This window comes from Stenotrophomonas maltophilia complex sp. Om-AH-Sm3 (assembly GCF_059337855.1).
Genome location: NZ_JBYBLQ010000020.1, coordinates 45667 through 67928, shown reverse-complemented (window position 1 = coordinate 67928; position 22262 = coordinate 45667). Strand labels below are relative to the sequence as shown.

The following is a 22262-nucleotide window of genomic DNA, read 5'->3' as shown; positions in this document are numbered from 1 at the left end:
GGGTTGGGTTCGCGGGGGTGTCCGCGGCATGGATGCCGCGGCCAAGCCCCCAGGGATGGGTTTACGGCGTCCCCCGCGAACCCAACCCGCCCCGCCAAGCGAGGCAGTAACCCAGAGCCGCCTTTGACGTTGCAGTTGCAGTTAAGCCTGCCGCAGGCAGCGCCCGCGGCCGCCGCCGCAAAGGAAACCCCTTAAATCTTCTTCGCCAGCGACTCGGCCAGACCGGTGTAGCTGCCCGGGGTCATCTCCAGCAGGCGCTGCTTCGCATCCGCCGGCAGCTCCAGCCCCTGCACGAACGCACGCATCGACTCGGCGGTGATGCCCTGGCCACGGGTCAGCGCCTTCAGCTGCTCGTACGGGTTCGGCAGGCCATGGCGGCGCATCACCGTCTGCACGGCCTCGGCCAGCACTTCCCAGGCCGCGTCCAGATCCGCATCCAGGCGCTGCGGGTTCACCTCCAGCTTGCCCAGGCCCTTGGCCAGCGAATCCAGCGCCACCTGGCTGTGGCCGAACGCGGTGCCCAGCGCACGCAGCACAGTGGAATCGGTCAGGTCACGCTGCCAGCGGCTGATCGGCAGCTTCGCGCTGAAGTGCTCGAACAGGGCGTTGGCGATGCCGAAATTGCCTTCCGCATTCTCGAAGTCGATCGGATTGACCTTGTGCGGCATCGTCGACGAGCCGACTTCGCCTTCCTTCAGGCGCTGCTTGAAGTAGCCCAGCGAGATGTAGCCCCAGATGTCGCGGGCCAGGTCGATCAGGATGATGTTGGCGCGGCGTGCGGCATCGCCGATCTCGGCCACGTTGTCGTGCGGCTCGATCTGCGTGGTGTACGGGTTGAATACCAGGCCCAGGCCGGTCACGAAGCGCTCGGCGAAGGCAGGCCAGTCCACGTCCGGGTAGCTGGCGATGTGGGCGTTGTAGTTGCCGACCGCACCGTTGATCTTGCCGGTCAGTTCGACCGCGGCGATCTGCCGGCGCTGGCGCTCCAGGCGTGCGACCACGTTGGCCAGCTCCTTGCCCAGCGTGGTCGGCGAGGCGGTCTGGCCATGGGTGCGCGACAGCATCGGCTGGCCGGCCTGGGCGTGGGCCAGGCTGCGCAGGGTGCTGGCGATGCCGTCCAGGGTCGGCAGCAGCACTTCACGGCGGGCCTGTTCCAGCATCAGGCCGTAGCTGAGATTGTTGATGTCTTCGCTGGTGCAGGCGAAATGCACGAATTCCAGCGCCGGGGCCAGCTCTGCGTCATCCTTCAGCTGTTCCTTGATGAAGTACTCCACCGCCTTGACGTCATGGTTGGTGGTGCGCTCGATCTCCTTCACGCGTGCAGCCTGGGCCGGGCTGAAGCGGGCGGCCAGGGCGCGCAGGCGGGCGACGGCGGCGTCGGAGAACGGGGCCAGTTCGACGATGCCCGGCTCGGCGGCCAGCGCCAGCAGCCATTCCACCTCGACCGTGATGCGGGCCTTGATCAGGCCGTACTCGGAGAAGATCGGGCGCAGGGCGTCGACCTTGCCGGCATAGCGGCCATCGAGCGGGGACAGGGCGAGCAGGGCGGAATCGGACATGTCGGCAGGGCTGGGGCGAGCGGCGGGGGCCATATTCTACGACGTGCCGGTCAGGTAGTGCCGGCCGTGGGCCGACAACAACTCCCGGCCTATGTTTCTATGGATTGCCGGCCAGCGGCCGGCACTACCCCTGCGCGTGCACAACGGCCCTGCGGATGAAACGATCTGGCCCGCGCTCGTCATCCCAAGCTGCGGGCAAGGGAGTATCGTTGGCGCAGCCGCCAGCCCGGGAAGCGACACCCTGCCAGCCGCCGCTTCCCTTTCCCCAACTGAAGTAGTGCGGAGTTGATGCAATGAGCAAAGCTGCAAGCAAGGGTTTCAGAATCGAACACGACAGCATGGGCGAGCTGCAGGTGCCTGCCGACGCCCTGTGGGGCGCGCAGACCCAGCGTGCCGTGCAGAACTTCCCGGTGTCGGGCCAGCGCATGCCGCGCGGTTTCATCCGTGCCCTGGGCCTGGTCAAGGGCGCCGCCGCGGGCGTCAACGCGGAGCTGGGCCATCTGCCGAAGAACGTGGCCAAGGCCATCCAGACCGCTGCCGCCGAAGTGGCCGCCGGCAACTGGGATGCGCAGTTCCCGATCGATGTCTACCAGACCGGTTCGGGCACGTCGTCGAACATGAATGCCAATGAGGTCATCGCCACACTGGCCAACCGTGCCGGCAAGGCGGGCAAGACCGCCGTGCACCCCAATGACCACGTCAACCAGGGGCAGAGCTCCAACGACGTGATTCCGACCGCGCTGCGCGTGTCGGCGGTGTTGGCGACGCATGAGCAGCTGCTGCCGGCGCTGGTGCACCTGCGCAAGACCCTGGACAAGAAGGGCCGCAGCCTGCGCAAGGTGGTCAAGACCGGCCGTACGCACCTGATGGACGCGATGCCACTGACCTTCGAGCAGGAGTTCGGCGCATGGTCGGCACAGCTGGCCTCGGCGCAGGAGCGGATCGAAGACAGCCTCAGGCGCGTGCGCCGCCTGCCGCTGGGTGGCACCGCCATCGGCACCGGCATCAATGCCGACCCGCGCTTCGGCGCGCAGGTGGCCAAGGCACTGAAGCAACAGACCGGTTTCAAGTTCGACAGCGCCGAGAACAAGTTCGAGGGCCTGGCCGCGCAGGATGATGCCGTGGAACTGTCGGGCCAGCTCAATGCACTGGCCGTGGCGCTGATCAAGATCGCCAATGATCTTCGCTGGATGAACGCCGGTCCGCTGGCCGGGCTGGGCGAGATCGAACTGCCGGCGCTGCAGCCGGGCAGCTCGATCATGCCGGGCAAGGTCAACCCGGTGATTCCGGAAGCGACCGTGATGGCCTGCGCGCAGGTGATCGGCCACCACACGGCAATCACCGTGGCCGGGCAGACCGGAAACTTCCAGCTCAACGTCACCCTGCCGCTGATCGCGGTGAACCTGCTCGATGGCATCGGCCTGCTGGCCAATGTGTCGCGGCTGCTGGCCGACAGCGCGATCGCCGGGCTGAAGGTGCGCGAGGACCGTGTGGCCGAAGCGCTGGCGCGCAATCCGATCCTGGTCACGGCATTGAATCCGATCATCGGCTACGAGAAGGCCGCGGCCATCGCCAAGCGTGCCTACAAGGAACAACGCCCGGTGCTGGACGTGGCACTGGAAGACAGCGGGCTGGAGGAGGCCGAATTGCGGCGCCTGCTGGATCCGACCGCACTGACCGCAGGTGGCATCCAGGCTGGCGGTGGTGGCGCCGGCGGTTGATCTGCTGGTTGTAGAGCCGAGCCCATGCTCGGCTCTACAAAAGGAAACGCCGCCCTGGGGCGGCGTTTTTGCTTCAGCGACGGTCGGCGACGATGTTGCCGAACGTGTCGGTGTAATCCTTGAACTCGGGTATGCGCTGGATCAGGTCCGCCGGAATCACTTCCATGCCCTCCGGCGGCTGGATCTTCACCGGTTGCATGTTGGGATCGGCCGGGGCGGCGACCAGGGTGTTCTGGCGCAGCACCTGCAGCTTGCCGAACATCGTCTGCAGCATCTGCTTCTGCCCCTGGTCCAGCGGGATCTGGATCTCGTCCACCTTCATCGTGCCATCGCCGAGGATGATGATGTTCGGTGCCGGCGGGCGACGCACGGTCACCATGCCTTCGCTGACGGAAATCTTGGGCTTGCCGCGCTCGGCGCGGTGGTTGCGGTAATCCTTGTCACAGCCGACCAGGCCCAGGCAGAGCAGGGCGGCCAGCAGCAGGAACAACTTCTTCATGGCATTCGGTTCGGGGGGCGTCCGGGGCCGACATTGTAAGCCGGCCGGCGCACGACGGCCGGCAGCGGGGCGCCGCTGCCGGCCGGGTGCGCTGATCTGTCACAGGCCTAGCGCTGGACCACGGTGTCCTTGCCGCAGTCGTCGACGTCACTCTGGTCCATTGTGGCGTAGGGCTTGAACGCGGGCAGCGATGCGGCCAGCGCCTGCTGGCTGGCCAGCATCGCCGGCATGCGGTTGCAGATGCGCTTGGCCTGGGCTTCGATCTTCTCCGCCTCGGCATTGATCCGCTTCTCGATGCCCTCGCTGTCGCCGCTGAAGATGCCCTTCAGGGCCTCCCCGGCAGCACTGGCGCCGAGCTTGGCACCGGCCAGGCCGACATCCATGCCGTCCATTGCAATGGCGACCACGTGGCCGCGGTACTCCTGCAGTTGGCGGCGCTGGGTTTCGTTGGCGGCCACTTCCTTGCCGGCGATCAGCAGGCGGCCATCCGGGGTGATCTCGGCACGCGGCTGCTTGTCGGCCGAGATCTTGATGTTGCCCTGGGTGATGTCCTTGCGGGCATCGTCCATGGCCTCCTTGACAGTCTGGCCGACCCCGCTGGTCGCGTCGGCCACGCTTTTGCCGACGGTGGTATCAGGCGTGGAGGACGTGCCGCCGCAGGCGATCAGCGGCAGGCACAGCAGGGCGGCAGGCAGCACGCGCAGCAGATTCATGGCAGTTCCCTCGATCGGTCAGGTAGCGGTTACTTCTTACGGGGCAGGGTGACGGTGCCGCTGACGTTGCGGTGGCCGACATCGCCGCTGCCGCTGTGGTCGACGGTCAGGCTGCCGCGCACGCCATCGACCTGGATGTCCCCCGAGCCGTGGCTGCGTACATGCACATTGCCGCCGATGTCGGACAGATCAACATCGCCCGAGCCGACCACACCGACCTCGACGTTGCCTTGCACGCGCTTGAACCCGATGTCGCCGGAACCGACCGTGTCCAGTCGTGCGTTGCCGCGGACATCGCTGATCTTCAGGTCACCCGAACCGACAGTGCCGGTGACCGCATCGCCACCGATGTTGCGCACCTTGACGTCGCCGGAACCCAGCGAGAGCAGGTTCAGCGAACTGCCGCCGTCAATGTCCAGGTCGCCCGAACCCACCGCTGCATGGATGCTGCCGCGGGTGCCACGCACGATGGCATCACCGGAGCCGACATCCACGCTCAGCGACTGCGCGTTGTCCACGCTGGCATCGCCGGAGCCGACCTTGAACTGCAGCGGCAGGTTGTCCGGCACGCTGCCACGGATGTCCAGCCAGGCATAGCTGCTGCCCAGGCTGATGCCGCTGTCGCGGCCCTCGCGGCGCAGACTCACCACCAGCTTGTCGCCCACCTTGCGCTGGTCCAGCACCAGCTGGTCCAGCCATTCCTGGCTGGACGCACAGGCACGGCCAGCCAACTGGCCGCCGCCGGGGCTGGCGACCACCTTCAGGTCATGCTGGTTGACCTCGAACACCACCGCTTTGGCACCGGCCACGTCCAGCTTCAGCGCGCGGGCAGCGGTGAACTTGCAGTTCGGAGCATCGGCGGCCAGCGCCGACAGCGGCAACAGCAACAACGCAGAACAGGCGAGCAGGGAACGCATGGGTGGTGCCTCCGGGTGGATGGAATCAGATCTCGCCGGCGCGCTTGCGCAGACGGATGGCAAGGACGATGAACACGGCGCCGACGGCAGCACCGATCCACAGTTCCGGCATCGCCAGTGACTTCAGCTGCGAGGCCGGCGACATCAGGCTGACCACCGATTCGAGGTCGCGACGCGTGCCTTCCTCGGCGCTGAGGCGATACACCAGGTCCGTGCCCGGTACGCCGCCCAGCAGCAGTCGGCCAACGATGTTCTGCCAGAACCAGCCCGTGGTCAGGCCGATCAGCGGCATCACCTTGGTGGTGCTGACGATGACGCCTGCGAACAGCGGCAGCATCACCGCCCACAGGAACGGCTTGCTGCGGGCCCAGGCCGAGCACAGCAGCAGCCAGCCGGCGGTGGGCAGGGCCCACAGGGCGTAGACCGGGATCCAGGCCAGGTGGCCGGCGGCCAGGGTCAGCGGGCTGGCCGGGCCCCAGATCAGGGTCATTGGGCTGCCGCCGTGCATCAGCGCGACGATGCTGATCACCAGCATGAAGCCGAACATGGTGATGATGCCGGCGATCACCGCGATCAGCGGGGCCACGATCAGTGCGCTGATCACCTTGGACAGCACGGTCTGGGTATCCGACAGCGGCAGTGACTTCCAGAACAGGATGCTGCGGTCGCGGCGGTCGTCGTACAGGGCACCCAGGCAGTAGAAAAACACCACGAAGGCCAGTACCAGGAACGGCCAGGCCGAGCTGAGCACCAGGGTCAGGTCGAGGCCGTTGCCGAGGTCAGCCAGGTCCTTGGCACTGATGTCGCGGGTCAGCAGGGCCAGGTCCAGGCCGTTGATGTTCACGTCTTCGCCGTCGATGTGCAGGCCACCATCACGCGCGGCCCGGTGCAGGGCGAACAGGCCGAAGGCGATGCCGATGGTGCTCATCACCAGCGAGATCAGGCCGGCGATCAACGGTGCATACAGGAAACCGCCACGGTTCTCCCAGTACTCGCGCTTGAGCAGCCAGCGCAGGGTGCCCATCGGGCTGACGGGGTGGTTGACGGCATTCATGCGTAGGTCCCCTTCATGATGGCGACGAACAGATCGGCCAGGCCCGGGCTGCGGGTCTCGCCAAGGGTGGAGAGCTGGGTGCGCGGCACGCCATCGAACAGCATCACGGTCTTTCCGAACGCCAGGCTGCGTTCGTCGATCGGCTTCAGCGCACGCGCGGTCTCCAGCTGGTCGGCGTTGACCAGCAGCTCGGTGTAGCGCTGGCCGACATCGTCCATGTCCGCGTCGAGCACGATGCGGCCATCACGGATGAACATGACGTCGCTGAGGATGTGCTCGATCTCTTCCACCTGATGGGTGGTGACGATGATGGTCTTCTGTTCGTCGAAGTAGTCCTCCAGCAGGCGCTGGTAGAACTCCTTGCGATAGAGGATGTCCAGGCCGAGAGTGGGCTCGTCCAGCACCAGGATGCGGGCGTCGATGGCCATCACCAGCGCCAGGTGCAGCTGCACGATCATGCCCTTGGACAGTTCGCGCACGCGCTGCTTCGGTTGCAGCTTGGTATTGGCCAGGAAGCGCTCGCAGCGGGCCCGGTCGAAGCGCGGGTGCACGCCGGCGACGAAGTCGATCGCCTCGCGCACCTTCAGCCAGCGCGGCAGCACGGCGACGTCGGCGATGAAGCAGATGTCATTCATCAGCTCATCGCGATGCAGTCGCGGATCGCGGCCGAGCACGCTCAGGTCGCCTTCCACCGAGGTGAGGCCGAGGATGGCCTTCAGTGCGGTGGTCTTGCCGGCGCCGTTGGGGCCGATCAGGCCGACGATGCGCCCGCTCGGAATGCTGAAGCTGGCGTTGTCGAGGGCTACCGTGGTCCTGTAGGCCTTGCGCAGGCCTCGCGCGGTGATGACGGGTTCGCTTGCAGTGCTGTTCATCAGACGTTCCCCTGGGGCAGCAATTCGTCGAGGCTCAGGCCCAGGCGCTGAATGCGCTCCAGCACCGCGGGCCATTCTTCGTTGAGGAAGCGCTCGCGCTCGCTGCTGCGCAGCTGCGTGGCCGCCTGCTCGGTCATGAACATGCCCAGGCCGCGGCGCTTCTCGACCAGGCCTTCATCGGCCAGTTCCTGGTAGGCGCGCGAAACGGTGATGGGGTTGAGTTGATAGTCGGCGGCCACCTGGCGCACCGAAGGCAGGGCATCGCCCGGCTTCAGGATTCCGTCGAGCATCATGGCGATCACGCGCTCCTTCAATTGACGGTAGATGGGAGCGCCGTCGCTCCACTGGATGTCGCTCATATTCAGCTCCGTGGGGTCAGCGGCTGGGCGAACGAGAAATACGGCATGGACAGGGAGCTGTGCAGCCGACGCGGGGGAGGGGGGGAGGAATCGGCGTTCCCGGCCGGTGCAGCGGTTGCGTCCTGCGCACTGTCGGGAGAGGCGGGGGTGGTGGGCGTGGCCAGCCAGGCCAGCACGATCAGGGTCGAAACAGCAGCGGCCGCGGGTGCGGTGAGGTTGCGACGGATGCGGGCGTTCATGGCTTCCCCCTGTCTCAGGTGACTGGTGTTGTATGCAACTATAACACCGGCACGCCTGGGTGCAACCCCCTGCCGTCCCCAACTGATGGCAGGGGTGGTCAAATTGCTGAAATATCCTCTTATCCATTTGATTGGAAAGGGAAATAAACCTGATGTGCGGGCTGGTCCAGTTCCGCCTGCCATTCAGTGTTGTCCATGCTATGTCATCACTGCGCCGTCGTTGGTAAGGCCAGCGGGAAGACGCCACGCCGCGCAAAGCCGCTGGCGCTTGCCGCAACAGGGGGGGCGGAGGGGCGGTGCTATAGTTCGGCCGATTCCCGGCCGCTACCGGCCGGCCCTGTGAATGGCTACCGCGGACCGCTCTCGATGCCCCTGCCGACCGTTATCCCGCGCCGCCTGCGCGGCCTGTCCCTGCTGACCCTGCTGGTGGCCGGCCTTGCCGGTTCCTCCCATGTGCTGGCGGCCGATCTGCTGGACCTGGAGTACCGCCCACTGGCCAGCAAGCAGCAGGTCAACCTGCAGCAGCGCTACCACGGGCAGGTACTGCTGGTGGTCAATACCGCAAGCAAGTGCGGCTATACCCCTCAGTACGAAGGCCTGGAGGCGCTGCAGAAGCGTTATGCCGGCCGCGGCTTTGCCGTGCTCGGTTTCCCGTCCAACGATTTCAAGGGCCAGGAGCCCGGTGACGGAAAGCAGATCCAGGATTTCTGCACGCTCACCTACGGCGTCAGGTTCCCGATGTTCGAGAAGGTGCATGTCGTCGGTGCACAGGCCACGCCGCTGTACCAGAGGCTGACCGCGGCCACCGGCGTGGCGCCGGGCTGGAACTTCCACAAGTACCTGGTCGGCCGCGATGGCAAGGTCATTGCCCAGTTCGCCAGCAAGGTAACGCCGGACGATCCGCAGCTGACCGCCGCCATCGACAAGGCGCTGGCCGCAGCCGCCACGCATTGATATCCGGCACGGATGCCTCGACATCGACGGCATGCGTGCGACAATGTTTCTTTTCGCGCCGACGTCGGCGCCCAGACACTTCCAGGAATGCAGCGAATGAAGATGGGAATGCGCGGCGCCGCGGCGTCGGTTCTGATTCTGGCGATGGGCACTTCGGGTGTCGCTCTGTCGCAACAACCGGCTGCCCCCGCAGCCGCCAAGGAGACCGCAACCTTGAATTCCCCCAAGCAGAAGCTCGGCTACGCCATCGGCCTTGATGTCGCCAAGTCGTTCACCCCGATCGCCGATGAGATCGATGTGGCCGCGCTGCGCACTGCCGTGGAGCGTTCGTTCGAAGGCCTGCAGCCGCAGATCACCCAGGAACAGGCCAAGGCCACCGATGCCGCGTTGCGCCAGGTCGTGATGGCCCGCAGTGGCCAGCAGGTGCCGGGCATGGCGCCGGGTTCGCAGCCGCCGAAGGTCGATCGCGTCAAAGTGTCGCAGATGATCGGTTCGTACTCGGTCGGCCCGTCGCTGGCACAGCTGAAGGACGACATCGATGTCGCCTCGCTGTTTGACGCGATCAGCACAGGTCTGAGCAAGGGCCAGCCGAAGATGACGGAAGCTGACGCGACCGCCACCATCCAGGCCTTCATGGGCAGCAAGCAGGCCGAGATGCAGGCCAAGGCCGCTGCCGCTGCGCAGACCAACCGCGAGGAAGGCAACGCGTTCCTGGCCAAGAACAAGACCCAGCCGGGCGTGGTGACCACCCCGTCTGGCCTGCAGTACCAGATCATCCGCCCGGGTAGCGGCGAGCGCCCGCTGCCGAGCAGCAAGGTGCGCGTGAACTACGAAGGCAAGCTGCTCAACGGCACCGTGTTTGACAGCTCCTATGGTCGCCAGCCGGCCGAGTTCGGCCTGGACCAGGTGATCAAGGGCTGGACCGAAGGCGTCGCGCTGATGCCGGTCGGTTCGAAGTACCGCTTCTGGATCCCGGGTGAGCTGGCTTACGGTGAGAACGGCACCCCGGGTGGCCCGATCGGCCCGAACGCGACTCTGACCTTCGACGTCGAGCTGCTGGGCGTCCTGCCGTAAGCGACCACGGAGCCTGCACGGACATGCGCGTTGCGATTTTCGGTACCGGTTATGTAGGGCTGGTGACCGGTACCTGCCTGGCCGACGTCGGCCACCAGGTGGTCTGCGTCGATATCGACCAGGCCAAGGTCGATGGCCTCAACCAGGGCATCATCCCGATCTATGAGCCGGGCCTGGAGCCGATGGTGAAGGCCAACCACGCCGCGTCGCGGCTGGCGTTCACCACCGATGCCGCGGCCGCGATCGGCCACGGGCAGGTCGTGTTCATCGCCGTCGGCACGCCGCCGGACGAGGATGGCAGTGCCGATCTGCAGTACGTGCTGGCTGTGGCCCGCACCATCGGGCGGCACATGAGCGTGCCGACCGTGGTGGTCAACAAGTCGACGGTGCCGGTGGGCACCGCCGACAAGGTGCGTGCTGCCATTGCCGCAGAGTTGGCGGCACGTGGCGCGGACATCGCCTTCGATGTGGTGTCCAACCCGGAATTCCTGAAGGAAGGCGACGCTGTCGCCGACTGCATGCGCCCGGATCGCATCATCATCGGCGCGACCAGCGCCGAGTCGGTGGCGGTGATGCGGCGCCTGTACGCACCGTTCAACCGCAACCACGACCGCGTGGTGGAAATGGACGTGCGTTCGGCGGAGCTGACCAAGTACGCCGCCAACGCGATGCTGGCGACCAAGATCTCGTTCATGAACGAAATCGCCAACATCGCCGAACGTGTCGGCGCCGATGTCGAGCAGGTCCGCCAGGGCATTGGCTCGGATCCGCGCATCGGCTGGCATTTCATCTACCCGGGCGCCGGTTACGGCGGCTCGTGCTTCCCCAAGGATGTGCAGGCGCTGGCCCGCACCGCGCAGCAGGCCGGCCTGGAGCCGAAGTTGCTGAACGCCGTGGAAGCGGTCAACGACGCGCAGAAGGGCCATCTGTTCGCTCTCATCCAGCGTCATTACGACAAGGGTGAAGACGAAGGTGTGCGTGGCAAGACCTTTGCCGTGTGGGGCCTGGCGTTCAAGCCGAACACCGATGACATGCGCGAAGCCTCCAGCCGTCGCCTGCTGGCGCAGCTGTGGGAAGGCGGGGCGACGGTGCGTGCCTACGATCCGGAAGCGATGCACGAGTCGCAGCGCATCTTCGGCGAGCGCGATGATCTGGTGTTCTGCAGCAGTGCCGACGAGGCGCTGCAGGGGGCCGATGCACTGGTCGTGGTGACCGAGTGGAAGCAGTTCCGCAGCCCCGATTTCCAGATGCTGCGCGAGCAGTTGAAGGACGCGGTGGTGTTCGACGGCCGCAACCTGTACGAGCCGGCGGATGTGGAAGCGGCGGGCCTGGCGTACTACGGCATTGGCCGGGGGCGCTCGCTGCATGTCTGATCTGCTGCCAACCGAACGCGAGCAGGCGCTGGAAGCGCGCCTGGTCGAACTGGAAATGCGCGTGTCCTTCCAGGAACAGGCGCTGGCCGAACTGAGCGATGCGCTGGCCGATGCCCGCATGCAGGGCATGCGCAACGCCGACGTGCTGCGCGTGCTGCTGGAAGACCTGGGCAAGGTCCGCAACGCGCTGAATTCTTCCGATCCGGCGAGCGAACCGCCGCCGCCGCACTACTGATCCGAATCCTATGAGCGATACCCTCCGCGACCAGCTGATGGGCCTGGGCTTCAAGCCTGCGCCCAAGCCCGAGCGCAAGAATGATGGCCCCCGCCGTGATGGTCGCCCGCAGGGCAAGGGTGGCAACGGCAATGGAAAGCCGCAGGGCGCTGGCAAGGGCGAGCACAAGCCCGGCGAGCGTCGTGGGCATGGCCACGGCGGCCCGGGCAAGCCCGGCCAGTCACGTGGCCCAGGCCAGCAGGGCCCGCGCAAGCCGCGCAGCGCCGAAGAGATGGACCTGGCCAAGGCCTACGCCATCCGCGCGCAGAAGGAAAAGGAAGAGCGCATCGAGACCGAGCGCCTGAAGCAGGAAGAGGCGCGTGTGCGCCGCGAGGCCAAGGCCAAGCTGGAAGAACTGCTGAAGGACAAGAGCCTGAACTCGGAAGCGGCCGATATCGCCCGCCACTTCCCATATGGCGGCAAGATCAAGCGCATCTATGTGACCGCCGAACAGCTGACCGCGCTCAATGCCGGCGAGCTTGGGGTGGTCCAGCTCAATGGCCGCTACCTGCTGGTGACCGCCGAGGTGCTGGCGCAGTCCGAGGCGGTGTTCGCCGCGTCGGTGGCGCTGAAGGTCGATCCGAATGCGCCGGCCGAGGAGGATCCGTACGCGGACCCGCAATACCAGGTGCCGGACGACCTGGTCTGGTAAGCGCGTGACCGCCGCGGGCGCGCTGCCGTCGCGGCCGTGGGGGAAGGGATGACCGCTGATCCAAGCCGCGGCTACGTGCCGCACATTGACGGCCTGCGCGCGATCGCGGTGCTGGCCGTCATCGTGTTCCACCTGGACCCGGCCTGGTTGCCAGGCGGGTTCACTGGCGTGGATGTGTTCTTCGTCATCTCCGGTTTCGTGGTCAGCGCATCAGTACACCGGCTGCCGCCGCTGTCGCTGGGGCAGTCGATGCTGCGCTTCTATGCGCGTCGCATCCGTCGCATCGCACCAGCGCTGCTGGCGTGCGTGTTGCTGACCGCTGTGGCGAGCGTGCTGTTCATTCCCGAGTCGTGGCTCAGCGAAGCCAGCGACAAGACGGGGCTGATGGCGTTGTTCGGCTTCAGCAACTGGGTGCTGGCGGCGATCGGCAACGATTACTTCGCGCCCAAGGCCGAATTCAATCCCTATACCCATACCTGGTCGCTGGGTGTGGAAGAGCAGTTCTACCTGCTGTTCCCGTTGCTGTTCCTGGCCTGGGCACGTGGCGCGCGCGGGCGTTGGATCAGCCTGGGCCTGTTCGCACTGGTCAGCATGGCATCGCTGCTGCACGCTGCGGTGCTGGGTCTGCGCGAGGCGCCGCCATCGTGGGCGTTCTACGCCACCAGCACCCGTCTCTGGCAAATGGGGCTGGGCGTGCTGCTGTTCCAGCTGCTGCACGTGCGGCAATCGCTGGACCCGGCAACCAGTCAGGCACTGAAGCGCGCTGCGCCGGTGTTTTCCCTGCTGGCCATGATGGCGCTGGCCCTGCTGGGGTGGGCGCTATGGTCCTCGCGTGCCGGGCGCTCGCCGTGGCCTGACGGCCTGCTGCCGGCCTTCGCCACCGCGGGCCTGCTCTGGGCGCTGCATCACCATCCGCAGGCATGGGTGGCGCGCCTGTTGGCCAGCGCTCCGATGCGCCGCATCGGTCTGCTTTCGTACTCGCTGTATCTGTGGCACTGGCCGGTGTTCGTGCTGATGCGCTGGACCGTGGGCCTGCAGACACCCTGGCAGATGACCGCTGCGATGGTGCTGGTACTGGTGCTGTCATGGGCGTCGTGGCGCTGGGTGGAACAGCCGTTCCGCGGCACGTTGGCACAGCGCCTGCGCCCCGGGCGTTGGGTGCTGGCCGGCGCGGTCGTACTGCTGTGTGCCGCCGGTATCCAGGCATTGCTCTATCAGCAGGCGCCACGACTGTCGCTGAGTACCGTCAGCCGGCATCCGGCCGATTGGTACCCCAATGGCAAGAGCGTGGCTGGCGATTATCCCAATTGCGCTCTGCTGGCTGCCAAGCATCGTTTCGAAGGCGGCAGTGCGCGGACCTTTGCCCGTGGAAACTGCGACCGCCCGACGCCGGCCGGCGCGCCGAAGCGGGTGTTTGTTGCCGGTGATTCGCATGCGATGGCTTACATCGAGCTGCTGCAGCGGCTGGCGCTGGAAACCGGCTCGGAGGTCTCCCTCTATGGCCGCGGCGGATGCCCGCAGGTGAGCCTGCAGAAGTGGCGTGGGGCGGGTGCCGGTTGCGCTGATTTCGATGCCGCGGTGTTCGCCGATATCGCGCGGCGCGCGCAGCCGGGCGATGCCGTGGTGCTGGTGTCGCTGCGGATGCCGCGCCTGTCCGATCAGTTCGTGCTGTTCGATGCGCGGGCGCAGCTGGCGGGCGAACTGACAGCGGAGGCCACGGCAGGGCGTGAGGCCGAAGCGGTCGAGGCGATCAAGCAGTGGAAGCCACTGGCCGAGCGCGGTGTGCGCATCGTGCTGGAGGCGCCCAAGCCGGTGCTGCCGGCGCCGCCCTATCGCTGCTCGGACCGATTCAATTCGCGCAACGAAGTCTGCCGCAATGGCCTGGACAGCACGCGCGAGGCGATGGAAGCGCTGCGTGCGCCGATGCTGGGCAGCCTGCGGCAGGTGGTTGATGGACTGCCGGGTGGCGTGCTGTGGGACCCGATGCCGGTGCTGTGCGACGACGCGCTATGTCCCGCGCAGCGCGATGGCCGCCCGCTGTTCTTCGATGGCGATCATCTCAGCGCGCATGGCAACCGCGTGCTGCTGCCATCGCTGCAGCAGGTGTTGCTGCAGCGCTGAATCGGAGCGTTGTCAGTGTGCGCCGTGGGTCCGGCGCGCGCGTATCAGCGGCAGGCTCAGCGCGAAGAAGCAGAGCAGGGCGCCAATCAGGGCGAAGCCGCTGCCGGCCAGGAACGCGGTGCGGCCGTCGTCGATCTTCCACAGTTGGCCGGCAATGAGCGCGCCCAGCACACCGCCGACACCGGACGAAAAGCCGTACAGCAGTCCTTGGCCGTGGCCGTTGAGACGACCGGGGAAGTAGGTCGCCAGCATCTGCATCGCTGCAGCGAAGAACGCGGCAAAGCCCAGCGCGTGCGCGGTCTGCGCCAGCAGCATCACCGGCAGGTTCTCCGGGAACAGTGCGGTCACGGCCCAGCGCAGGCAGGAACTGACCAGCGCGATCAGCAGCATCCAGCTGGCGTCGTAGCGGCGGAAGAAGCGGCCGATGGTGAAGAACACGCCCACTTCGAAGACCACGCCGATGGTCCACAGCAGGCCAAGGGTGGAGGTACGGTAGCCGTGATGGTCCATGTAGACCGAAAAGAACGTGTAGTACGGGCCGAACGACAGCTGTTCCATGAAGGCGGCCAGGAAGAACGCCAGCACCGGTGGTCGGCGCACGATCTGCCAGAAGCCGCTGGTGTCACCCGCAGTCTTGCCGATGCCGCGCGCGTAGTGGTTGCTGAAGGCCGAGGCAACCAGCAGCACGAACAGGGGCAGCATCATCCACGGCAACAATCCGGCGTGGTTGCCGGCGCCATCGTCTTCGATCAGCCAGCCGAACAAGGTGACCACGGCGATGAAGCCGAGCGAACCCCAGACCCGGATCAACCCGTAACGATGGCTGTCGTTGCCCAGGTGGGTGAGGGTGATCGACTCGAACTGCGGCATCACCGCGTTGTAGAAGAAGCAGAACACGATCATCGCCGGGTACATCCATGCCTGCGGCAGTGGCAGCAGGAAGGCAGCGAAGCTGAGCAGGGTCAGCACGCAGCCGACGCGCAGCAGGCGGATCGGCCGCGGTGATGCGGCCGCCAGCGAGGTCCAGGTACTGGGTGCGATCACGCGGGTGGCGTACCACAGGCCCATCATCACGCTGATCGCGGTCACGCTCATGCCGCGCGCGGTCAGGAACAGGCTCCAGTACGGCGTGAACGCGCCGAGCGCCGCGTAGTAGAACAGGTAGAAACTTGAGAGGCGGGCAACGGGAACGGTCATCGCCGAATGATGAAGCAAAAAAGGGGACGGAGGGGATTAAGTCGCTAATGCACAAACGACTTAATCCCCTCCGTCCCCTTTTGTGTCATTCGGGGTCATAGTCGAGGTTGGAGGCCAGCCAGCGTTCGGCTTGGGCGCGGTCCACGCCCTTGCGCCGGGCATAGTCGGTGACCTGTTCGCGGCTGAGCCGCCCGACCACGAAGTACTGGCTCTGCGGATGGCTGAAGTAGTAGCCCGAGACAGCGGCCGTGGGCAGCATCGCGAAGCTCTCGGTCAGTTCCATGCCCGCGTTCTTCTCAGCCTGCAGCAGGTCGAACAGGCGGCGTTTCTCGCTGTGCTCGGGGCAGGCCGGGTAGCCCGGGGCCGGACGGATGCCGCGGTACTGCTCGTCGATCAGGGCCTCGTTGTCCAGCGTCTCGGCGCGGTCGTAGCCCCAGAATTCGGTACGCACGCGCTGGTGCAGGCGCTCGGCCAGCGCCTCGGCGAAGCGGTCGGCCAGTGCTTTCAGCAGGATCGCGTTGTAATCGTCGTGCTCGGCTTCGAAGCGCGCGACGTGGGCGTCGATGCCGATGCCGGCAGTGACGGCGAAGGCGCCGATCCAGTCCTGCTTTCCGCTGTCGGCCGGCGCAATGAAATCGGCCAGGCAGAAATCCGGGCGTTCGGCTGGCTTGTCCACCTGCTGGCGAAGGAAGTGCAGGGTGGTTTCGCCCTGTGCGTGCTGCACGCGGACGTCGTCGCCGATGCTGTTGGCCGGCCACAGGCCGAACACGGCCTTGGCCGTCAGCCACTTCTCGCCGACGATGCGCTCGAGCATCGCACGGGCATCCTTGTACAGCTCGCTGGCCTGGGTACCGACGATCCCGTCGGTGAGGATCGCCGGGAACTTGCCGGCCAGCTCCCAGGCCTGGAAGAACGGCGTCCAGTCGATGTAGTCGACCAGTTCGGCCAGGGGATAGTCGTCGACCACGTGCAGGCCGGGTTGATTCGGTGCCGGTGGCGTGTAACTGTCCCAGCCGCCCTGGAATTTCTGCGCGCGCGCATGTTCCAGTGTGACCAGGCGCTTGGCGTCGCCCCGGTTGCGGTGGCGTGCGCGGATTTCGGCATAGTCGGCTTCGTTGGCGGCAACGAAGGCCTCGCGCAGATCACGCGAGATCAGCGACTGCGCCACGCCAACCGCGCGCGACGCATCCTTCACCCACACCGTCGGCGCCTTGTAGTGCGGGTCGATCTTCAGCGCGGTATGCGCACGCGAAGTGGTCGCGCCCCCGATCAGCAGCGGCAGGTCGAAGCCCTGGCGCTCCATCTCGCGGGCGACGTGGCTCATCTCCTCCAGGGACGGGGTGATCAGCCCGGACAGGCCGATCAGGTCGGCGTTGTGCTCGCGGGCAGCATCGAGGATCTTCTGCGCCGGCACCATCACGCCGAGGTCGACCACGTCGAAGTTGTTGCAGGCCAGTACGACGCCGACGATGTTCTTGCCGATGTCATGCACATCGCCCTTCACCGTGGCCATGATGATCTTGCCGTTGCTCTTGGCGGTGTCACCGCTGCGCGCCTTTTCCGCTTCGATGTAAGGCAGCAGGTAAGCCACGGCCTTCTTCATCACGCGCGCGGATTTCACCACCTGTGGCAGGAACATCTTGCCGGCGCCGAACAGGTCGCCGACGATGTTCATGCCGTCCATAAGCGGTCCTTCGATCACGTCCAGCGGGCGGCTGGAGGCCTGCCGGGCCAGTTCGGTGTCTTCCTCGACGAAGGCATCCAGGCCGTGTACCAGGGCATGTGCCAAGCGCTGTGCCACCGGCTTGTCGCGCCAGGCCAGATCTTCGGACTTCGCCGCGCCTTTCTTGCCCTTGTAGCGCTCGGCGATCTCCAGCAGGCGCTCGGTGGCATCGCTTCGGCGGTTGAGGATCACGTCCTCGACACGCTCGCGCAGGTCCGGCTCCAGTTCGTCGTAGATCGGCATCGCGCCGGCGTTGACGATGCCCATGTCCATGCCGGCGGCGATCGCGTGGTACAGGAACACCGAATGGATGGCCTGGCGCACGGTTTCGTTGCCTCGGAACGAGAACGAGACGTTGGAGACGCCGCCGGAGACATGGCAGTGCGGAAGGGTCTGCTTGATGATGCGGGTGGCTTCGATGAAGTCCACCGCGTAGTTGTCGTGCTCTTCAATGCCGGTGGCGACGGCGAAGATGTTCGGGTCGAAGATGATGTCCTGCGGCGGGAAGCCGATCTCGTCGACCAGGATGCGGTAGGCGCGTGTGCAGATCTCGACCTTGCGCGCACAGGTGTCTGCCTGCCCGGCCTCGTCAAACGCCATCACCACTGCCGCGGCACCATAGCGCAGCACCTTGCGCGCGTGCTCGCGGAACAGCGCTTCGCCTTCCTTCAGCGAGATCGAGTTGACCACGCTCTTGCCCTGCAGGCATTTCAGGCCGGCCTCGATCACGCTCCACTTGGAGGAGTCGACCATCACCGGGATGCGCGCGATGTCCGGCTCGGACATGATCAGGTTGAGGTAGCGCGTCATCGCCGCTTCCGAATCGATCAGGCCCTCGTCCATGTTGACGTCGAGGATCTGCGCGCCGCTGGCCACCTGCTGGCGGGCCACGTCCACCGCCTCCTCGTAGCGGCCTTCCTTGATCAGCTTGCGGAACTGCGCGCTGCCGGTGACGTTGGTGCGTTCGCCGACGTTGATGAACAGCAGGTCGGGCGTAATGACCAGAGGTTCCAGGCCGGACAGGCGGGTGGGGCGGGCGGGTGTCATGGCAGGCGGTGGCTCAACAGCAGTAGGGCGGGAAGTGCGGGACGGTGGCGGCAACGTTCATGCGGCCTGCTCCCGGGTGCCGGGCAGTGCGCGCGGCGGCAGTCCGGCCACGGCATTGGCAATCGCACGGATATGCTCGGGGGTGGAGCCACAGCAGCCGCCGACCAGGTTCAACAGGCCATCCTCGGCGAAGCCCCGCAGGGTGGTGGCCATCTCTTCAGGGGTTTCGTCGTACTCGCCGAACGCGTTGGGCAGGCCGGCGTTGGGGTGGGCGCTGACATAGCAGTCGGCGACCTGCGAGAGGGTTTCCACATGCGGGCGCATCGCATCGGCGCCCAGCGCGCAGTTCAAGCCGATTGACAACGGTCGGGCGTGGGCGAGCGATGCGTGGAAGGCCTCGGCGGTCTGCCCGGACAGGGTGCGACCGGAAGCGTCGGTGATGGTGCCGGAGATCATCACCGGCAGCCGCGCGCCGCGCGCATCGAACGCTTCCTCCAGCGCATACAGCGCGGCCTTGGCGTTGAGCGTGTCGAAGATGGTCTCGACCATCAGGGTATCGGCGCCGCCGTCGATCAGGCCTTCGATGGCTTCGCGATAGGTGTCGCGAAGCTCGTCGAAGCTGGTGTTGCGGAAGCCCGGATCGTTCACGTCGGGACTGATCGAGGCGGTGCGGCTGGTCGGGCCGATCACCCCGATCACGAAGCGCGGCTTGCCGGGCGTGGTCGCTTCCGCCACGTCACAGCAGGCGCGCGCGACGGCCGCACCGGCCTTGTTCAGTTCGTACACCAGGTGCTCGAGGTGGTAGTCAGCTTGGCTGACCGAGGTGGCATTGAAGGTGTTGGTCTCGACCAGATCCGCGCCTGCCTCCAGGTAGGCGGTATGGATGTCGGCGACGATCTGCGGCCGGGTCAGCAGCAGCAGATCGTTGTTGCCCTTCAGATCATGGCCTTCGGGCACGCCGTGGTCACAGCCGGGGCCATGCGCATGGTCGTAGCCACCGGCGAAGCGCTCGCCACGGTAATCGCCTTCCTGCAGGCCATGGCGCTGGATCATCGTGCCCATCGCGCCGTCGATGATCAGGATCCGCTCGCGCAGGGCGTCGAGCAGCGCGTTGGCACGATCGGGATGCAACCAAGGCAGGGCAGGCATGGCGGTCTCGGGCTCAGGGCTTGTTGGCGATCAGCGAAATCACTTCAAAGTGCGGCGGGCGTTTCTCGCGGGTGACCGTCTCCAGGCTGGACACCTGCAGGCCGGCCTTGTCGACGAACCTGCGCAGCTCCTTGTCGCTGAAGCCGAGGTTGACATGGCCATAGGCCTCCACGGCGGCCTTGTGCTCGTGGCGCGCCAGGCTGCACAGCAGCAGCCGGCCACCGGGCCGCAGCACGCGCGCGGCTTCGGTCACCGCCTGCGCCGGCTTGCTGGCGTAGGTCAGCGCGTGCATCAGCACGACCAGATCGAAGCTGGCATCCTTGAACGGCAGTGCATGCATGTCGCCCTCGCGCACTTCCACGTTCGGCAGGCGGCGCAGGCGTTCGCTGGCGGCGGCGACCACGCGCGCGCTGGTGTCGATGCAGATGTAGCGCTTGGCATGTGGGGCTACCAGTTCGGCCAGCACGCCGTCACCGGAGGCGATATCCAGCACGTCGCCGGTCTCCAGCAGCGGCAGCGCGGTACGCGCCAGTGCCTCCCAGGTGCGGCCAGGTGAGTAGTGGCGTTCCATGTCGCCGGCCACGCTGTCGGCCCAGTTCTGGTCCGAGGCGCGGTGCGCCAGCACGGCGGCGACGCGTTCGGCATCCTGGCGCAGCAGCGGGTCATCGCTTCCGTTGCTCAAGGCATGCCACAATGCACGCTGCGCCGGGTCCAGCTGGGCCTCGTCGAAGCGGTAGTACGCCGACACGCCAGCACGGCGGTCGCGGACCAGGCCGGCTTCCTTCAGGCGTGCCAGGTGGGTGGACACGCGCGGCTGCGCCAGCCGGGTGATCGCCGACAGTTCGGCCACGGTCAGTTCCTCCTGCTCCAGCAGCGCCAGCAGGCGGACGCGAGTGGCATCGGCGAACACCTTCAGGCGGGTCGACCAGTCTTCCAGATCCATAAACATCTACCTATCGCGATATAGAGATATATTGGCCGAGAGGGCCTGTCGCGGTCAAGTCGGCAGCGTACGGAAGCAGCCGGCCCCCGGTACAATCGAGGCACCTGGGCGCGCCGTATGCGGCCCATAACTTCATGTACCCGGGAGGGTGTTGTGGATTTCAGCTTTACCGAAGAGCAGTTGATGCTGCAGGACGTGGCGCGGCGTATCGCGCAGGAGAAGATCGCCCCGAGCGCGGAGCATCATGACCGTACCGGCGAGTTCCCGCTGGACAACATTCGCCTGTTGGGCGAGAACGGCCTGATGGGCATCGAAGTGCCGACCGAATACGGCGGCGCGGGCATGGACCCGATCGCGTACGTGCTGGCGATGGTGGAGGTCGCCGCCGCCGACGCAGCCCATTCGACGATCATGTCCGTCAACAACTCGCTGTTCTGCAACGGCATCCTCACTCACGGTTCCGAGCAGCAGAAGCAGAAGTACGTGCGTGCCATCGCCGAGGGCGAGGCTATCGGCGCGTTTGCGCTGACCGAGCCGCAGTCCGGCTCCGACGCCACGGCCATGCGCTGCCGCGCGGTGAAGCAGGCAGACGGCACCTTTGTCATCAATGGCAAGAAGAGCTGGATCACCTCCGGCCCGGTGGCAAAGTACATCGTGCTGTTCGCGATGAGCGAGCCGGACAAGGGCGCACGCGGCATCACCGCCTTCCTCATCGACACCGACAAGGCCGGCTTCGGCCGCGGCAAGACCGAGCCGAAGCTGGGCATCCGCGCCTCGGCTACCTGCGAGATCGAGTTCAACGATTACGTGGCGCGGGCCGAAGACGTGCTGGGCCAGGAAGGCGAGGGCTTCAAGATCGCCATGAGCGTGCTCGATGCCGGCCGCATCGGCATCGCTTCGCAGGCCATCGGCATCGCCCGTGCCGCCTATGAAGCGACTCTGGAATACGTGAAGGAGCGCAAGGCGTTCGGCGCGGCCATCGGCACCTTCCAGATGACCCAGGCCAAGATCGCCGACATGAAGTGCAAGCTGGACGCAGCGCTGCTGCTGACCCTGCGCGCGGCGTGGGTGAAGGGCCAGGGCAAGCGCTTCAGCAATGAGGCTGCCATTGCCAAGCTGACCGCCTCTGAGGCGGCGATGTGGATTACCCACCAGGCGGTGCAGATCCACGGCGGCATGGGGTATTCCAAGGAAATGCCGCTGGAGCGCTACTTCCGTGATGCCAAGATCACCGAGATCTACGAAGGTACTTCGGAGATCCAGCGCCTGGTGATCGCCCGCAACGAAACCGGGCTGCGCTGAGTCGCATGGCCGCGCCGCCGCAATGGCGGCGCGGCGGTAGGTCCACGCCACGCGTGGATGATGGTCATCCAGATGACGTCATTGCCGTTGGCCTGCAGAGACGCATGCTGCTCTAATGCAGTCCGTTTCTTCGAGGATGACGACGTGATCTATCGCGGTTGGGGAATCATGACGCTGGTGACGCCGATTGCAGCGATCCTGCTGCTGGCGTACTTCTTTCCGCATGACGGCCCCAAGGGCAATACTCCGCTGTCACAGGTTCTGTTGGGCGCAGGCCTCGGCGCAGCGGTGAACGTGGTTCTGGGCCTGTGGCTCAACCGTGCGCCGCGGCAGAAGGGGGAGGCCGCGCCCCACCATTTCTTCTTCTTACCCATGCAGTGGGCCTCGCTGATTCTGGTGGCGGTGTGCGCCGTGGTCGCGGTGATGCGCTGAGGCGTTGCCCGAACAGCGCCAACCCAGGTTGGCGGCTACCGGCCATGCCGTTGTTCCGGTAGATGCCAACCTGGGTTGGCATGAATTC

21 protein-coding genes are annotated in these 22262 nt (G+C 66.2%); 9 read left to right on the top strand and 12 right to left on the bottom strand.

Annotated features, from left to right (window positions below; translation table 11 throughout):
- Window positions 1-191: 191 nt before the first annotated feature.
- Window positions 192-1559: an adenylosuccinate lyase gene (purB, locus tag AC10QF_RS18245; RefSeq protein WP_111178810.1), complete on the bottom strand. Its 1368-nt coding sequence runs from the start codon at window positions 1557-1559 to the stop codon at window positions 192-194.
- Between the two features lie 293 nt (window positions 1560-1852).
- Here purB and AC10QF_RS18240 point away from each other — a divergent pair, with 293 nt between their 5' ends.
- Entirely contained in the window at window positions 1853-3280 is a 1428-nt protein-coding gene (locus AC10QF_RS18240; RefSeq protein WP_005417504.1) for a class II fumarate hydratase, read from the top strand.
- A 73-nt stretch (window positions 3281-3353) separates the two neighbouring features.
- On the opposite strand, the gene AC10QF_RS18235 is transcribed toward AC10QF_RS18240, so the two are convergent.
- The 7 genes from AC10QF_RS18235 to AC10QF_RS18205 all read right to left on the bottom strand — a co-directional run bounded on the left by AC10QF_RS18235 (window position 3354) and on the right by AC10QF_RS18205 (window position 7933).
- The gene (locus AC10QF_RS18235) at window positions 3354-3779 is read right to left on the bottom strand and encodes a hypothetical protein (RefSeq protein WP_053499474.1); all 426 of its coding nucleotides are present in this window, start codon (window positions 3777-3779) and stop codon (window positions 3354-3356) included.
- 107 nt (window positions 3780-3886) lie between these two features.
- On the bottom strand, window positions 3887-4492 hold the full coding sequence (locus tag AC10QF_RS18230) for a YggN family protein (RefSeq protein ID WP_049439937.1): 606 nt from the start codon (window positions 4490-4492) through the stop codon (window positions 3887-3889).
- 29 nt (window positions 4493-4521) lie between these two features.
- The gene (locus AC10QF_RS18225) at window positions 4522-5409 is read right to left on the bottom strand and encodes a GIN domain-containing protein (protein ID WP_005417488.1); all 888 of its coding nucleotides are present in this window, start codon (window positions 5407-5409) and stop codon (window positions 4522-4524) included.
- 25 nt (window positions 5410-5434) lie between these two features.
- Window positions 5435-6463 carry an ABC-2 transporter permease gene (locus AC10QF_RS18220; protein ID WP_065178601.1) on the bottom strand — a complete coding sequence of 343 codons (1029 nt, stop codon included), beginning with the start codon at window positions 6461-6463 and terminating at the stop codon, window positions 5435-5437.
- On the bottom strand, window positions 6460-7335 hold the full coding sequence (locus AC10QF_RS18215) for an ABC transporter ATP-binding protein (RefSeq protein WP_005417484.1): 876 nt from the start codon (window positions 7333-7335) through the stop codon (window positions 6460-6462). The genes AC10QF_RS18220 and AC10QF_RS18215 overlap by 4 nt, the downstream gene beginning before the upstream one ends.
- Window positions 7335-7694: a GntR family transcriptional regulator gene (locus tag AC10QF_RS18210; RefSeq protein WP_005417481.1), complete on the bottom strand. Its 360-nt coding sequence runs from the start codon at window positions 7692-7694 to the stop codon at window positions 7335-7337. The genes AC10QF_RS18215 and AC10QF_RS18210 overlap by 1 nt, the downstream gene beginning before the upstream one ends.
- A 2-nt stretch (window positions 7695-7696) precedes the next feature.
- Window positions 7697-7933, bottom strand: coding sequence for a hypothetical protein (locus AC10QF_RS18205; protein ID WP_032954303.1), 237 nt, complete (start codon window positions 7931-7933; stop codon window positions 7697-7699).
- 366 nt (window positions 7934-8299) lie between these two features.
- Here AC10QF_RS18205 and AC10QF_RS18200 point away from each other — a divergent pair, with 366 nt between their 5' ends.
- The 6 genes from AC10QF_RS18200 (at window position 8300) to AC10QF_RS18175 (ending at window position 14381) form a co-directional block, all read left to right on the top strand.
- Window positions 8300-8887: a glutathione peroxidase gene (locus AC10QF_RS18200; RefSeq protein ID WP_494542633.1), complete on the top strand. Its 588-nt coding sequence runs from the start codon at window positions 8300-8302 to the stop codon at window positions 8885-8887.
- A gap of 96 nt (window positions 8888-8983) precedes the next feature.
- Complete coding sequence (locus AC10QF_RS18195) at window positions 8984-9961, top strand: FKBP-type peptidyl-prolyl cis-trans isomerase (protein ID WP_014037761.1); 978 nt, start codon at window positions 8984-8986, stop codon at window positions 9959-9961.
- 23 nt (window positions 9962-9984) lie between these two features.
- Window positions 9985-11334 (top strand): UDP-glucose dehydrogenase family protein, encoded by a 1350-nt coding sequence (locus AC10QF_RS18190; protein WP_053499456.1) that lies wholly within the window; start codon window positions 9985-9987, stop codon window positions 11332-11334.
- Window positions 11327-11569 (top strand): SlyX family protein, encoded by a 243-nt coding sequence (locus tag AC10QF_RS18185; RefSeq protein WP_005410256.1) that lies wholly within the window; start codon window positions 11327-11329, stop codon window positions 11567-11569. The genes AC10QF_RS18190 and AC10QF_RS18185 overlap by 8 nt, the downstream gene beginning before the upstream one ends.
- A gap of 10 nt (window positions 11570-11579) precedes the next feature.
- Complete coding sequence (locus tag AC10QF_RS18180) at window positions 11580-12260, top strand: DUF2058 domain-containing protein (RefSeq protein ID WP_005417446.1); 681 nt, start codon at window positions 11580-11582, stop codon at window positions 12258-12260.
- Between the two features lie 48 nt (window positions 12261-12308).
- Window positions 12309-14381 carry an acyltransferase family protein gene (locus tag AC10QF_RS18175; RefSeq protein WP_494542632.1) on the top strand — a complete coding sequence of 691 codons (2073 nt, stop codon included), beginning with the start codon at window positions 12309-12311 and terminating at the stop codon, window positions 14379-14381.
- Between the two features lie 12 nt (window positions 14382-14393).
- Here AC10QF_RS18175 and AC10QF_RS18170 read toward each other — a convergent pair whose 3' ends face one another.
- The 4 genes from AC10QF_RS18170 to AC10QF_RS18155 all read right to left on the bottom strand — a co-directional run bounded on the left by AC10QF_RS18170 (window position 14394) and on the right by AC10QF_RS18155 (window position 20440).
- Window positions 14394-15578, bottom strand: a complete 1185-nt coding sequence (locus tag AC10QF_RS18170; protein ID WP_111176092.1) for an MFS transporter — start codon at window positions 15576-15578, stop codon at window positions 14394-14396.
- A gap of 85 nt (window positions 15579-15663) precedes the next feature.
- A complete protein-coding gene (gene metH / locus AC10QF_RS18165) occupies window positions 15664-18348 on the bottom strand; it encodes a methionine synthase (protein ID WP_494542631.1) in 2685 nt (894 codons plus the stop codon).
- 57 nt (window positions 18349-18405) lie between these two features.
- Window positions 18406-19497, bottom strand: a complete 1092-nt coding sequence (locus AC10QF_RS18160; protein ID WP_494542630.1) for a homocysteine S-methyltransferase family protein — start codon at window positions 19495-19497, stop codon at window positions 18406-18408.
- A gap of 13 nt (window positions 19498-19510) precedes the next feature.
- Window positions 19511-20440, bottom strand: a complete 930-nt coding sequence (locus tag AC10QF_RS18155) for an ArsR/SmtB family transcription factor (RefSeq protein ID WP_019660391.1) — start codon at window positions 20438-20440, stop codon at window positions 19511-19513.
- A gap of 153 nt (window positions 20441-20593) precedes the next feature.
- Between AC10QF_RS18155 and AC10QF_RS18150 the strand changes: the two genes are divergently transcribed.
- Window positions 20594-21742 (top strand): acyl-CoA dehydrogenase family protein, encoded by a 1149-nt coding sequence (locus AC10QF_RS18150; protein ID WP_021202719.1) that lies wholly within the window; start codon window positions 20594-20596, stop codon window positions 21740-21742.
- A 168-nt stretch (window positions 21743-21910) separates the two neighbouring features.
- Window positions 21911-22174 carry a hypothetical protein gene (locus AC10QF_RS18145; RefSeq protein WP_494542635.1) on the top strand — a complete coding sequence of 88 codons (264 nt, stop codon included), beginning with the start codon at window positions 21911-21913 and terminating at the stop codon, window positions 22172-22174.
- Window positions 22175-22262 lie beyond the last annotated feature (88 nt).